General features: G+C 68.2%; 13 protein-coding genes. 4 read left to right on the top strand and 9 right to left on the bottom strand.

Annotation, left to right across the window (positions count from 1 at the left end):
* Positions 1–388: 388 nt before the first annotated feature.
* From LCC91_RS07970 to LCC91_RS07985, 4 genes are read right to left on the bottom strand one after another with little or no spacing between them, the layout of a single operon-like run.
* The gene (locus LCC91_RS07970) at positions 389–817 is read right to left on the bottom strand and encodes a hypothetical protein (protein WP_043700636.1); all 429 of its coding nucleotides are present in this window, start codon (positions 815–817) and stop codon (positions 389–391) included.
* On the bottom strand, positions 801–2,504 hold the full coding sequence (locus LCC91_RS07975; protein WP_043700637.1) for a DUF2326 domain-containing protein: 1,704 nt from the start codon (positions 2,502–2,504) through the stop codon (positions 801–803). Before LCC91_RS07975 ends, LCC91_RS07970 begins: the two co-directional genes overlap by 17 nt.
* Positions 2,501–2,761 (bottom strand): ABC-three component system middle component 6, encoded by a 261-nt coding sequence (locus LCC91_RS07980; protein WP_043700639.1) that lies wholly within the window; start codon positions 2,759–2,761, stop codon positions 2,501–2,503. Before LCC91_RS07980 ends, LCC91_RS07975 begins: the two co-directional genes overlap by 4 nt.
* Positions 2,727–3,662 (bottom strand): ABC-three component system protein, encoded by a 936-nt coding sequence (locus LCC91_RS07985; RefSeq protein ID WP_143897550.1) that lies wholly within the window; start codon positions 3,660–3,662, stop codon positions 2,727–2,729. The genes LCC91_RS07980 and LCC91_RS07985 overlap by 35 nt, the downstream gene beginning before the upstream one ends.
* Positions 3,663–4,121: 459 nt before the next feature.
* Here LCC91_RS07985 and LCC91_RS07990 point away from each other — a divergent pair, with 459 nt between their 5' ends.
* From LCC91_RS07990 to LCC91_RS08005, 4 genes are read left to right on the top strand one after another with little or no spacing between them, the layout of a single operon-like run.
* Complete coding sequence (locus LCC91_RS07990; protein ID WP_043700641.1) at positions 4,122–5,003, top strand: prepilin peptidase; 882 nt, start codon at positions 4,122–4,124, stop codon at positions 5,001–5,003.
* Positions 5,000–5,620: a dephospho-CoA kinase gene (coaE, locus tag LCC91_RS07995; RefSeq protein WP_043700642.1), complete on the top strand. Its 621-nt coding sequence runs from the start codon at positions 5,000–5,002 to the stop codon at positions 5,618–5,620. The genes LCC91_RS07990 and coaE overlap by 4 nt, the downstream gene beginning before the upstream one ends.
* Before the next feature lie 7 nt (positions 5,621–5,627).
* Entirely contained in the window at positions 5,628–6,386 is a 759-nt protein-coding gene (gene zapD / locus LCC91_RS08000; protein ID WP_043700644.1) for a cell division protein ZapD, read from the top strand.
* Positions 6,383–6,589 carry a DNA gyrase inhibitor YacG gene (locus LCC91_RS08005; RefSeq protein WP_043700645.1) on the top strand — a complete coding sequence of 69 codons (207 nt, stop codon included), beginning with the start codon at positions 6,383–6,385 and terminating at the stop codon, positions 6,587–6,589. The genes zapD and LCC91_RS08005 overlap by 4 nt, the downstream gene beginning before the upstream one ends.
* Here LCC91_RS08005 and LCC91_RS08010 read toward each other — a convergent pair.
* Genes LCC91_RS08010 through secA form a run of 5 tightly spaced genes read right to left on the bottom strand, consistent with a single transcriptional unit; the run spans position 6,586 to position 12,640 of the window.
* Positions 6,586–7,170, bottom strand: coding sequence for a CBS domain-containing protein (locus LCC91_RS08010; protein WP_043700646.1), 585 nt, complete (start codon positions 7,168–7,170; stop codon positions 6,586–6,588). The two genes, LCC91_RS08005 and LCC91_RS08010, sit on opposite strands and share 4 nt — an antisense overlap.
* 45 nt (positions 7,171–7,215) lie before the next feature.
* Positions 7,216–7,731 carry an NUDIX domain-containing protein gene (locus LCC91_RS08015; RefSeq protein WP_052231546.1) on the bottom strand — a complete coding sequence of 172 codons (516 nt, stop codon included), beginning with the start codon at positions 7,729–7,731 and terminating at the stop codon, positions 7,216–7,218.
* Between the two features lie 4 nt (positions 7,732–7,735).
* Positions 7,736–8,623, bottom strand: a complete 888-nt coding sequence (locus tag LCC91_RS08020) for an ATP-binding protein (protein ID WP_043700647.1) — start codon at positions 8,621–8,623, stop codon at positions 7,736–7,738.
* A gap of 7 nt (positions 8,624–8,630) precedes the next feature.
* Positions 8,631–9,866 (bottom strand): bifunctional glutamate N-acetyltransferase/amino-acid acetyltransferase ArgJ, encoded by a 1,236-nt coding sequence (gene argJ / locus LCC91_RS08025; RefSeq protein WP_043700649.1) that lies wholly within the window; start codon positions 9,864–9,866, stop codon positions 8,631–8,633.
* A gap of 17 nt (positions 9,867–9,883) precedes the next feature.
* Positions 9,884–12,640 (bottom strand): preprotein translocase subunit SecA, encoded by a 2,757-nt coding sequence (gene secA, locus LCC91_RS08030; protein WP_043700650.1) that lies wholly within the window; start codon positions 12,638–12,640, stop codon positions 9,884–9,886.
* Between the last annotated feature and the right edge of the window lie 141 nt (positions 12,641–12,781).

Raw genomic sequence — 12,781 nt, forward strand, 5'->3', positions numbered from 1 at the left:
ATGGGGCTGTCGATTCGACCGTAGGCTCGCGGTAAGGTCTGCACGCAGCAGGCTGCCCACCTTTGCACCCCACACGAACCACGGAGGGAATCGTGCCGTCCTTGCCGCCACCGTCCCACACACACGCCCCGCGCGACGCGGTCACGGTCCTGGACCGACCGGCGCCGCTCAGTCAGCCCGCCGCCGTGTCCGCCTTCGGCGCCCACGGCATCTGGACGCCGGGCGTGCTGCTGATGCGCCGGCTGCGCTTTGCGCCCAAGATGGCGATCCTGATGGTGGCGCTCATCGCCACGATCGCCGTGCCCGCGACCGCTTTCTTCCTGGCGATACGCGACCAGATCGCGTTCTCGGCGAAGGAGCGCGAGAGCGTACGGTACCTGCGCGCGCTCTACCCCGCGCTGCTGGCGTCGCTCGACGTGCGACGCGACGCCAGCGCCCAGGCGGCTGGCAACGCCAACGCACCGCTGGCGGAGAGCCAAACCAAGCTGCAGACGGCGCTCGAGGCGCTGCAGCGTGAAGAACAGGCGCTGGGCGCCTCTCTCGGCACCGCCTCAACGTGGTCCTCGGTGCAGCAGGCCATGCGCACCGCCCAAGTGCAGCCGGGCCAACAAACCGCCACGTTCGACGCGTTCAGTGCCACCCCTGCCGCCCTCATCCAGCTCGCCGCGCAGACGGGCATAAAGCGCGCCTCTTCGCGCGCGCGGCGGATGAGGTCGCGCACCAGGCCGACGAAGGCGGCCACCTCCTCGCCCTTGGCTTCGATCTGCGCCTCGCCGGTCTGGGCGGCCAGCGCGCGGACCCTACACCGCCACCCCAATGCGCACCCCGAGCAGCTTGTGTGCGTCCGCGTCGCCCGAGAGGCGGGCAACCACTGCGTCATCGAGCCAGCCCCCCTCTGTCCCGAGCAATGCGCGGGTCGAGCCGTAGTTCTCGGTGTTGATCGACAGGATGTACTGCGAACCGCTGCCAGCAAGGGCAGCATGGGTCAGCCGCAACCAAGCGGCGCGCTGGTGTGGATCGACCGGATCGTAGAGATGGTTATCGTGCCACAGATGGCGCATCGTGTGATACGAGCCGTGCCGATAGACGATCCAGTCAAACGCCATGATGCGTGCGGCGTGAATGCCATCCGAGCCTTGCCCCTCTACTTGCACCTTCAGGTCGTACCGTAGCTTGTTGGTGCCGGTGTTGTTTTCGAGCACGATACCGGCTGCTTCGCGCGGGTAGAGTGCGTGGATCAGTTCGCGGAAACGCTGATCGGCCCAGCAGAGCGGGTTGCTTGCCACGTACTCGGCTGCCAGCCGGTCGTCGTGCGTCATGGCTTCGCGTAGCTCCAGTATCTCCGACTCCCACTGTTCTTTAACGCTGCGGTATTGAGCAAGCAGTTGATGGTCGGCCTGCATGCGCGCCAGTTGCTGCGCGACGGCCATATAGTCGTCGATTGCGTGGTGCTGTTGAAGAAAGGCAAGGTGCGCGTCGCGCTCTCCGGCTAGTTTGCGGCGCTTGGCTTCGCACTCTTCCCGCTCGGCCATGAGGCGCAGCTTATCGCGGGTGAGCCGCTGGCGGCGTTGCTCGGCCAACGACCGGTGAAAGCGCTCCACCCGCTCGAAGTCGGCCAATGCTTCGGGCCTGAACACGTGCTCCAGGCCACGGTAAAAACCCAGCAGCGTCTCGCGCTCGATATCGGGACGCATCTCCAGGGCGCGCGCGATCCCGACAAGCGCAAAGTCGATCTGCGCGACGCGGGTTTCGAGCGCGCGCAGCTCACGGGTCAGCCGGTCGGCTTCCTGCTGCACCGCGGCGTACTCTTCGGCCACCTGCATGGCCTCAAGCCTTTCGCGGGTCCGCTCGATGCGCTCGCCCAGGTCGGCCAGCTGCGCTTGCACGTCGATTCCTGTGCGCAGGAGATTCCGCAGCCGCTGGTCGCTGTCCTGGAGCAGGCGGCGCGCGTTTTCGATGGCCGACACCCGCTCGCGCAACACCGCCTTGCGTGTCACCAGCGTGATATCTGCCCCCAGCAGGTAGAGCGTGCGCGCCAGCGCCTCATGCTGCTCTTCCCGGTGCAACCGTATCGGATCGGCAAAATCGCCGTCGCGGTTGCGTCTGGCAAAGCGAGCGTACAGCGCACGAAACGAAAACCCCGGTACATCCCCCGGCAGAACGAACGGCCCATGCGTATCGAGCCATTGCCTCAACGCACTCAGGTTCATCTCGCGCCCATCGAGCGTGATGTCGGAGCCGTCACCGTTGCGTTCGATACGGTGCCGTCCGTCGGCAAGCTCAAGCTCTAGCGCAAAGCGCCAATCGCCCACGCCACGCGCCAGTGTTTCGTCGCGGCGCGCCCCCAGACAGTGGTGCACAAGCTTGACCGCCAGCGTCTTGCCCACGCCGTTGGCGCTGGCCTGCTGCTGGCTCGCATCGCCCACGATCACCGACAGCCCTTCTGGCCGAAAATCGATCTGCCGAAACGAGGGGCGATCGCATTGCAGGGACAGCAGCCTCATGACTTCACCCGCTCAATGCGATCTTCATGGGCAAACCGAGCCACGCCGATGGCAAAAAGCAGCGTCACCGCCAGCGCCACCTGCTCGAAGCTTGGACGCCGCGGCCACCCGCTTTCCTCTTGCGAGAGCATGGCATACAGCTCATCGAGCGTGCGCGGCGCATCGAGCCGCGTGCGGAGCCAACCCGCAAGCCCGATCAGGCTATCGGCAAAGCCCAAATGTTCATGGGGCGCAACGGCCAGGGCCAGGTTGTGCATAGACGTCGCAACTCTCAAAATATTTGGCCAGCACCACCTCGGCCGCCTCACGATAGGCTTTCAGGCTGTGCGGGTGCTCCACGGGCGGAAGGAGCTGCTCGATCATCCAGACATAACGCAATGCCGACGTATCGGCATCGTCGCTCGTTACAGTCGCAAGACTTTGCGCATACAGCTCGCGCAACTCCATGGCGATAGCCTGCGCCAGATGCCGGCCACGCGATGCCAGAAAATCTTCAACAGTCCCGCACTGATAGGACATCGACCGCAGCCGGTCAGCCACCGCCGGTGGCAGGCCGTTGAAACGGATTTTCTCTTCGAAATCGGGGGCGCGTTCGCGGCTAGGGTCAACGCGCATAGGGGCATCGGCCAAGTGCTGCAGAACTTCGGCCACCGCGCGCGGGTCGACATATTCGGGAAGCGTCGTGGGAACGCCACCAAGGATCATCTGTCGCCGGACCTCAGGCAGCTTCATGAAAAGGTCGGCCAGAACGTGGCTGGCCACGGCGTCACAGGCAACACCGGTTTCCTGCTCGAGCGCCAGCAGCGCATCGGATACATTCGCCGGCACACCTCGGTAGCGGTCGTTCATCACAAAGCTGTAGCGCTGTAAGTTCGGATAGCGTTGGCGCAGTTTGGCAAAGTCCTCCTTGACCTTTCGCACGACATCGGCTGGCTGTGGTGCAGACCCAGCATGCGGGCCGTAGACCTGAAAATACCTCCCCTCGCCGCGAATGAAGCCGTCGTTACCACCATCGCCGTAGCGGCCCGCCGGAGCAACGGGCTCAAAGTCCGGAAAAGCGGCGTGCAGAATATCTGCCACCAAGCGCTGGAAAGCGTTGCCGTCCGCCTCGTAGAGCCTCAGCTTGAAGTGAAGGTGGTACCAGTACTCTGCGCTCATCATTACATCTTAGCAACATAGCGCGGGCATGTGCGAGCCGAGACACCACGGCACATCGTACTCACTTCCCAACAGCGCGCCAGAGCGTTCATCGCCAGCCGCACGTGGCACTCGATCTCGACGCGCCTCATGCCGCCACGCCCTATAGCGGCCATCGGCCAGGTAGTCGACCAGAACGCCCAGGATGGCCCGCCGGTCTTCTTCGCCCAGCGTGCCCCGCTCGGGGGCGACCATGAGCAGGGGGGGGTAGCGTCGCATGCGTCACTCCCGATCAGGAGCAACCTCCATGCCAATGATCCCCGGGGCCCCCTTGCGTGGCAGCCCCCGAGCCGGGGTGAGCGCTTCGCTGTGCACGCATCCCCGTCGCGAGCAGGTTCGGTGCACCGGCTGCGGCGCCAGATCAACCGCTTCCGGCTGGCGGCCTGACCGGCGCCGCGGCGTTGCGGTTACGATCGCGGCATGTCCACGACGCTACTCGATCCGGCCGCGCTCGGGCCGTGGGGCTGGTCGGCGGCGGCCCTGCTTGGGCTGATCGTCGGCAGTTTTCTCAACGTGGTTATCCACCGCCTGCCACGAATGCTGGAACGCCGCTGGGCCGCGGAGTGCGCGGCGCTGCAAGCCCCCCAGAGTGGCGCGCCCCCCCTACCCAGCGAATCGTCCCGCTTCGACCTGCTCTACCCCGCCTCCCACTGCCCGGCGTGTAAGACTCCGATACGCTGGTACCACAACATCCCCGTGCTCGGCTGGCTGCTGCTGCGCGGGCGCTGCGCGGCGTGCGGTGCGCCCATCGCGTGGCGCTACCCGCTGGTGGAGGTGCTGACCGGGGTGGCGTTTGCCATCGTGTTCGCGCGCCACGGGGCCGCGTGGCCGACGCTGGCGTGGTGGGGCTTTGCGGCGGCGGTGCTGGCGCTGGCGTTCATCGACTGGGACACGACGCTGCTGCCGGACGACATCACGCTGCCGCTGGCGTGGGCGGGGTTGATCGCCGCCGCGCTCGGCTGGAGCGGCGTGACGCTCGCCGATGCGCTGTGGGGCGCGGTGGCCGGCTACCTGAGCCTGTGGAGCGTGTATTGGGCGTTCAAGCTCCTGACCGGCAAGGAAGGCATGGGGTACGGCGACTTCAAGCTGCTCGCGGGACTCGGGGCGTGGCTCGGCTGGCAGGCACTGATCCCCATCGTGCTGGTGGCGTCCGCGCTCGGTGCCGTGGTCGGGCTGGCGATGAAGGCGATGCAGACGCTGCGCGAAGGGCGTTACGTGCCGTTCGGGCCGTTTCTGGCCTTTGGCGGGTTGCTGGTGTGGGCGCTGGGGCCGCGGCAGGTGTTGGGGGTGCTCGGCCTGTGAGCGCGCCTGAGACCCGGCGGCCGCTGCGCATCGGGCTCACCGGCGGCATCGGCAGCGGCAAGAGCACGGTCGCCGCGATACTGACCGAACTGGGCGCCCCCGTGGTCGACGCCGACGCCCTTTCGCGCGCCAGCACGGCGCCCGGTGGCGCCGCGATCGACGCCATCCGCCGGACCTTCGGCGCCGACTACATCCGGGCGGACGGCGCGCTGGACCGCGACCGCATGCGCGCCCTCGTCTTCGCCGACCCCGAGGCCAAGGCGCGGCTGGAGGCGATCATCCACCCGATCGTGCGCGCCGAGATCGACCGCCGTATCGCCGCGTGCACGGCCGACACCATCGTGCTCGACCTGCCGCTGCTGGTCGAGTCCGACGCGTGGCGGCAGCGGTGCGATCGCGTCTGGGTGGTGGACTGCACGCCGGAGACACAGATTCAGCGCGTCATGGCACGCAACGGCTGGCCGCGCGAACAGGTGCTCGCCGTGCTGGCGCAGCAGGCCAGCCGGGCGCAGCGGCTGGCCGCCGCCGACGTGGTGATCGACAACGATGGCATCGACCTCGACACCCTGCGCGCGCGCGTGCGCGCCGCGTGGGAATGGCGGGGAATGCCGCTATGATGCCCGCGTGATTCTGTACGAATACCCTTTCAACGAGCGCATCCGTACCTATCTGCGGCTGGAGCACCTGCTGCGGCGGCTGGCGGCGCTGATCGGGCGCACCCACCCGCTCGACCACCACTTCGCGATTCAGACGCTGTTCGAAATCATGGAGGTCGGGGCGCGCGCGGACCTGAAGACCGAAATCCTGAAGGACTTGGAGCGGCACAAGCAGGTCTTCAACGGGTATCGGGGCAACCCAGCCATCTCGGAAACCGCGCTGGAACAGCTCATTGCGCACATCGATGCGTGCTATACCGCCCTGCGCGACGACGAGGGCAAGGCCGGTCACGCGCTGGCGGGCATCGAGTGGCTGACGTCGGTGCGCAACCGCATCGCGATCCCCGGTGGCACCTGCGCTTTCGACCTGCCGGCCTACCACGACTGGCAGCACCGCCCCCCGGAGCAGCGGCAGGCCGATCTGGCGCGCTGGGCCGGCGAGATCGCGTGCTTGGCCGAGCCGGTGCAACTGCTGCTCAAGCTCCTGCGCGAATCGGGCCTCGCGCAAAAGGTCTATGCGACGCAGGGTCAGTATCAGCAGAACCTGCCGCAAACGCGCACCTTCCAGCTGCTGCGGTTGTGGATCGATCCGAGCAGCGGGCTGATTCCGGAAATCAGCGGCAACCGGCTGCTCTTTTCGGTGCGGTTGCTGCGCCGCACCGAGGACGGACGGCTGGAACACGCGGCGGACGCCGACGCCGAGTTTGAAGTGCACCTGTGCGCATGAACGAAACGCCGACGCCCCGCACCGTGCGCTGCCCGACATGTGGCGGGCCGGCGCGCTACGCGCCGGACAACCGCTGGCGGCCGTTTTGCAGCGAGCGCTGCCGTCAGATCGACCTGGGCGGCTGGGCGAGCGAGCGATTTCGCGTCCCCGACCCGACTCCGCCGGACGCCGACGCTGCCGGCAATCCGCCGGCGCTGCACTAAGCCGCGAGCGACGCCCGGATCTCGGAGAACGTCGCCGCGACGTCGAGCACGTCGATCGGCTGCCCCAGCTGGCGCTCGATCTGCGTGTGCGAGATGATGCCGCGGATGCGCGGGCCGGCCGCGGCCGTGGCGGCCTCGGCGACCAGCAGGTGGCGCCGCCCCACGCGCTTGAGGGTCTGGATCACGTCGCCGACGTTGCTGCGGCGCAGCTCGGCGTAGTCGATCGCATCGAACTCGCTGAGCGGCGTCATCACGTCGGCCACCGTCAGCTCGTCGTAGGTGACGCCGCGGCGCTGCAGCGCCTGCATCGGCCGCTCGCCCTCCAGGTCGGCAGCGGTGACCACCCCCTCGACGCACGGCATCGTCTCGACCACGAACAGCAGCCGCACCCCCTGGTGGATCATCGTTTCGCGCGCGGCGCGCAGCGTCTCACGCGGGCTCGTGGTGGCAGCGCGCACCTCGGTCAGGTCGGTCATCACGGACACGCCCGGCGACAGTAGCGTCACCGCCGGGCGCTCGGGTGGCTGGGCCTGCACGATGCAGGTGCCCGGGGGAAAGCGGAACGTCACCAATCCTTGCATGCCATCGCCTCCTGCGCGGGACCTCCCCGCCCTTGGCGATGCATCTTACCCCTGGGTGGGGGGACGTGTCATCGGGAATGCCCGCATGTCCCGCGCGTGCCCCAGGGCTTCGAGGATCGGCACCGTGCCCGGCAACACCGGCGATACGTTCACCGGCAGGTGCTGCCAGGCGGACTGCTGCCCCTCGCGCATGTGCAGCGCGCCGGACCAGTCCCACACACAGCCCACGTGCAGCCGCACCCGGGCGTGCGGATAGTCCACCACCCATTCGCGCCACGGTTGCACCGCGTGCACGTCGATGCCGATTTCCTCGTGCAGCTCGCGCGTCAGGGCCTGCGCCACCGTCTCGCCTGCCTCCAGCTTGCCGCCCGGAAACTCCCAGTACCCCGCGTACGCCTTGCCCGGCGGACGGGTGGTCAGCAGGAACCGCCCCTGCCCGTCCCACACGATGCCGACTGCGACGTCGATCAAGCGCCGATCGCCCACGCGCGGCTGCTCCGGGTGCACGATCAGCACATCGGATGCGGGGTCCACGGTGAGCACCTCGGTTGGGGACCGCATGCCCTCATGCAGGGGGCGCCGCCTGCCGATCGCGCTGCCCGACATAATCGCGGGCAAACTGATACGCCACGCGGCCGCTGCGCGAGCCACGCTCCAGCGCCCACACCAGCGCCTGCGGCCGCGCCGCCTCGATCGCCGCCTCGTCCAACCCATAGTGGCGCAGCCACTGCGCCACCACGGCCAGGTACTCGTCCTGGCTGAACGGGTAAAAGCTCACCCACAGCCCGAAGCGCTCGGAAAGCGAAATTTTTTCCTCCACCGCCTCGCCGGGGTGCACCTCGCCGTCGTCGGTGTGGGTGTAGGTGAGGTTTTCGCGCAGGTACTCCGGCAGCAAGTGGCGCCGGTTGCTGGTGGCGTAGATCAGCACATTGGGGCTGGCCGCCGCCACCGACCCGTCGAGGATCGACTTGAGCGCTTTGTAGCCGGACTCGCCCTCCTCGAAGCTGAGGTCGTCGCAAAAAACGATGAAGCGCTCCGGCCGCCCCGCGACCACGTCCACGATGTCCGGCAGGTCGGTCAGGTCGGCCTTGTCCACCTCGATCAGGCGCAGCCCCCGGTCCGCGTAGGCGTTGAGGCAGGCCTTGATCAGCGAGCTCTTGCCGGTGCCGCGGGCGCCGGTGAGCAGCACGTTGTTGGCCGGCAGCCCCGCGACGAAGCGCTCGGTGTTGCGCTGCACCTTGGCTTTTTGCTCGTCGATCTCGCGCAGGTCGTCGAGCCGGATGGTTGCGACGTGCCGCACCGGCTCCAGCACCCCGTGCGCGCCGCGCTTGCGGTAGCGGAAGGCCACGGACGCTCCCCAGTCCGGCGCGCCGAGCGGCTGCGGCAGGATGGCCTCGATGCGGGCGATCAGCGCGTCCGCCCGCGCGAGCAGTCGTTCGAACCGTTCGTTCATGGGCGCGTCAGCTGCGGTAGTCGGCGTTGATGCTGACGTAGTCGTGGCTGAGGTCGCAGGTCCACACGGTTTCGCTGGCGGTCCCGCGCCCCAGATCCACCCGAATGGTGATCTCGCTTTGCTTCATCACGCGCGCACCGTCCTCCTCGCGGTAGGCCGGGTGGCGTCCGCCGCGCGTGACCACGTGCACGTCGTCCAGGTACAGCTCGATACGGCCTTGGTCCAGGTCGTCGATGCCGGCGTAGCCCACCGCGGCCAAAATCCGCCCGAGATTCGGGTCGCTGGCGAAGAACGCCGTCTTGACCAGCGGCGAGTGCGCGATCGCATACGCCACCTTCAGGCACTCGTCGGCGTCGCGGCCACCCTCGACGCGCACGGTGATGAACTTCGTGGCCCCCTCGCCGTCGCGCACGATCGCGTGCGCCAGCGTCCGCGCCACCTCGGTCAGCGCCGCCAGCAGCGCCTCCCCCGCAGGGCCGTCGAGCGACGTCACCGGCGGGTGCCCCGCACGGCCCGTGGCGATGACGATGAACGAGTCGTTGGTGGACGTGTCGCCATCGACCGTGATGCGGTTGAACGACGCGTCGGCCACGCGGCGCACGAGCGTCGGCATCAGCGCCGGGTCCACCGCGGCGTCCGTGGCGACGAAGCCCAGCATCGTCGCCATGTTGGGGCGGATCATGCCCGCCCCCTTGGCGATGCCGGTGACCGTCACCGGCACGCCATCGACGGTGGCGCGGCTGCTGGCGGCCTTGGGCACGGTGTCGGTGGTCATGATTCCCTCGGCCGCGCGCAACCAGTACGCGCCGTCCTCACCCAGGTCGGCAATCGCCGCCGGCAGCCCGTCGATCACGCGCTGCACCGGCAGCGGCTCCATGATCACCCCGGTCGAAAACGGCAGGATCTCCTGCGGCGATACGCCGAGCTTTTGCGCCAGCGCCACGCACACGGTGCGGGCATCGATGAGACCCTGCTCCCCCGTACCGGCGTTGGCGCAGCCGGTGTTGATGACGAGCGCGCGGATGCCCATATCCGCCGCCAGGTGCTCGCGGCACACCTGCACCGGCGCGGCGCAGTAGCGGTTGCGCGTAAAGACCCCGCCCACCGCCGCCCCGGGGTCGAGTGCGATGACGGTCAGGTCTTTGCGGGCGGCCTTGCGGATGCCCGCTTCGGCGACGCCCAGGCGCACGCCCGGCACGGGCAACAAGGTGTGGGGTTCGGGCGCGGTCCAGTTGACGGCCATGGGGGGGGCTCCAAGGTTCAGGTCAGCTTGCCGTGGCAGTGCTTGTATTTCTTGCCGCTGCCGCAGGGACAGGGGTCGTTGCGCCCGACGCGCGGCACGGCCGGCGCCGCGGGCTGGCTCAGCAGCCCCTGGTCGGCGGTGGTTTCGGCCTCGCCGGTCTCGGTCGGCGCGGTGTAGGTCACGTTGCGCAGCCGTTCGGCGTCGTGCTCCATCTGCTGCGCCGCGTCGCTCACCTGCTCGGGCGACTGCACGCGCACGTTCATCAGGATGCGCGTGACCTCGTCGCGCACGGCGTCGAGCATCTGCGCAAAGAGCTGGAACGCCTCGCGCTTGTACTCCTGCTTGGGCTGCTTTTGCGCGTAGCCGCGCAGGTGGATGCCCTGGCGCAGGTAGTCCAGCGCGCTCAGGTGGTCGCGCCAGTGCTGGTCCAGCGTCTGCAGCAGCACCACGCGCTCGAAGGGCGTGAACGCCGCACGCCCGGCCTGCGCCACCTTGGCTTCATACGCGGCGTGCGCGGCCTCGACCACGCGGCGCACGATGTCCTCGTCGTCCATCGCCTCGGCGCGCTCCAGTTCGCCGACGAGGTCGAGCGCAAGGCCATATTCCTCCGCCAGTACCTTCTGCAGGCCCGGCAGGTCCCACTGTTCCTCGACGCTGCCCGCGGGTACGTACCGGCGCACGAGGTCCGTCAGGCACCCCTCGCGCAGCGACGCGACCTGCGCCGACAGGTCCTCGGCGTCCAGGATGTCGTTGCGCTGCTGGTAGATGACCTTGCGCTGGTCGTTGGCGACGTCGTCATACTCGAGCAGCTGCTTGCGGATGTCGAAGTTGCGCGCCTCGACCTTGCGCTGCGCGCTTTCGATGGAGCGGGTGACGATGCCGGCCTCGATCGCCTCGCCCTCGGGCATCTTGAGCCGGTCCATGATCGCGCGCACGCGATCGCCCGCAAAGATGCGCATCAGCGGGTCGTCCAGCGACAGGTAAAAGCGCGACGAACCCGGGTCGCCCTGGCGACCGGCGCGGCCGCGCAGCTGGTTGTCGATGCGGCGGCTCTCATGCCGCTCGGTGCCGATGATGCGCAGGCCGCCCAGGGCCTTCACCTTCTCGTGGTCGGCCTGCCATTGCGCGCGCAGCTGCTCGATGCGCTGCTGCTTGGCCGCGTCGTCCAGCGCGGCGTCGGCCTCGACCGCGGCGATCATCTTCTCCAGGTTGCCCCCGAGCACGATGTCGGTGCCGCGCCCGGCCATGTTGGTCGCGATGGTGATGGCCCCGGGACGCCCGGCCTGGGCGATGATCTCGGCCTCGCGCGCGTGCTGCTTGGCGTTGAGCACCTCGTGCGGCAGCCCTTCGCGCTGCAGCAGCTGCGAGACGATTTCGGAGTTTTCGATCGACGACGTCCCGACCAGCACCGGCTGGCCCCGCTCGTGGCACTCGCGGATGTCGGCAATCACCGCGCGGTATTTCTCCGCCGTCGTCTTGTAGACGCGGTCCTGCTCGTCGCGGCGCTGGCTGGGCTTGTTGGGCGGAATGACCACCGTCTCCAGCCCGTAGATCTCCTGGAACTCGTACGCCTCGGTGTCGGCGGTGCCGGTCATGCCGGCCAGCTTTTCATAGAGGCGGAAGTAGTTCTGGAACGTGATCGAGGCCAGCGTCTGGTTCTCCGGCTGGATCGCCACGCCTTCCTTCGCCTCCACCGCCTGGTGCAGCCCGTCGCTCCAGCGCCGCCCCGCCATCAGGCGGCCGGTGAACTCGTCGACGATCACGACCTCGCCGTTTTGCACCACGTAGTGCTGGTCACGGTGGTACAGGTGCTCGGCCTTGAGCGCCGTCACCAGGTGGTGCAGCAGCGTGATGTTGGCCGGGTCGTACAGCGACGCCCCCTCCGGCAGCAACCCGGCGCGGGCCAGCAGCTCCTCGGCGCGCTCGTGCCCCTGCTCGGTCAGGTGGATCTGGTGCGACTTTTCGTCAACGGTGAAGTCGCCGGGCTTGATCACGCCCTCGCCGGTGCGAGGATCGGCCTCGCCCTCCTGGCGCGTCAGCAGCGGCACGAGCGTGCGGATCTTGCGGTACAGCTCCGTGTGGTCCTCCGCCTGCCCGCTGATGATGAGCGGCGTGCGCGCCTCGTCGATCAGGATCGAGTCCACCTCGTCCACGATCGCGTAGTGCAGGCCGCGCTGCACGCGGTCGCGCGGCTCGTACACCATGTTGTCGCGCAGGTAGTCGAAACCGTACTCGTTGTTCGTGCCGTAGGTAATGTCGGCGGCGTAGGCAGCTTGCTTTTGCTCGCGCGACATCATCGGCAGGTTCACGCCGACGCTCAAGCCCAGCCAGTTGTACAGCCGCCCCATCCACTCGGCGTCGCGGCTGGCGAGGTAGTCGTTGACGGTCACCACGTGCACACCCTTGCCCGTGAGGGCGTTGAGGTACACCGGCAGCGTCGCGGTCAGCGTCTTGCCCTCGCCCGTGCGCATCTCGGCGATCTTGCCCTGGTGCAGCGCGATGCCGCCCATCAGCTGCACGTCGAAGTGGCGCATCTTCATCACGCGCCGGCTCGCCTCGCGTACGACGGCAAAGGCCTCGGGCAGCAGCGCGTCGAGCGTCTCGCCATTGGCCAGCCGCTGCTTGAACTCGGCCGTCTTGGCCTGCAGCTGCTCATCGCTGAGCACCTGCAGCCCCGCCTCCAGCGCGTTGATGCGCTCGACGATCTTGCGGTAACCCTTGAGCAGCCGGTCGTTGCGGCTGCCAAACAGTTTGGTCAACAGAGGAATGGCCATGAAGTCTCTACCGCGCCGGCCCCAGCGGGGTGCGCGGCTCTTGCAATGCGTGGATCGCGCGCTTTTACGGCGGCGCAACGAAGACACCGGGTCCGCACCCGGTCCCGGCGATCCGGGCATTGTAGCCCCGCGCGGCCGGGC

This window comes from Tepidimonas taiwanensis (assembly GCF_020162115.1).
In the GTDB taxonomy this organism is placed as follows: domain Bacteria; phylum Pseudomonadota; class Gammaproteobacteria; order Burkholderiales; family Burkholderiaceae_C; genus Tepidimonas; species Tepidimonas taiwanensis.

Excerpts from the sequence above, each read along its gene's own strand:
- secA (WP_043700650.1), bottom strand. The coding sequence starts at position 12,640 with ATGGCCATTCCTCTGTTGACCAAACTGTTTGGCAGCCGCAACGACCGG.
- LCC91_RS07975 (WP_043700637.1), bottom strand. The coding sequence starts at position 2,504 with ATGAGGCTGCTGTCCCTGCAATGCGATCGCCCCTCGTTTCGGCAGATC.
- argJ (WP_043700649.1), bottom strand. The coding sequence starts at position 9,866 with ATGGCCGTCAACTGGACCGCGCCCGAACCCCACACCTTGTTGCCCGTG.
- LCC91_RS08015 (WP_052231546.1), bottom strand. The coding sequence starts at position 7,731 with ATGCGGTCCCCAACCGAGGTGCTCACCGTGGACCCCGCATCCGATGTG.
- LCC91_RS08010 (WP_043700646.1), bottom strand. The coding sequence starts at position 7,170 with ATGCAAGGATTGGTGACGTTCCGCTTTCCCCCGGGCACCTGCATCGTG.
- LCC91_RS07980 (WP_043700639.1), bottom strand. The coding sequence starts at position 2,761 with ATGCACAACCTGGCCCTGGCCGTTGCGCCCCATGAACATTTGGGCTTT.
- LCC91_RS08005 (WP_043700645.1), top strand. The coding sequence starts at position 6,383 with ATGAACGAAACGCCGACGCCCCGCACCGTGCGCTGCCCGACATGTGGC.
- LCC91_RS08020 (WP_043700647.1), bottom strand. The coding sequence starts at position 8,623 with ATGAACGAACGGTTCGAACGACTGCTCGCGCGGGCGGACGCGCTGATC.
- LCC91_RS07985 (WP_143897550.1), bottom strand. The coding sequence starts at position 3,662 with ATGAGCGCAGAGTACTGGTACCACCTTCACTTCAAGCTGAGGCTCTAC.
- LCC91_RS07990 (WP_043700641.1), top strand. The coding sequence starts at position 4,122 with ATGTCCACGACGCTACTCGATCCGGCCGCGCTCGGGCCGTGGGGCTGG.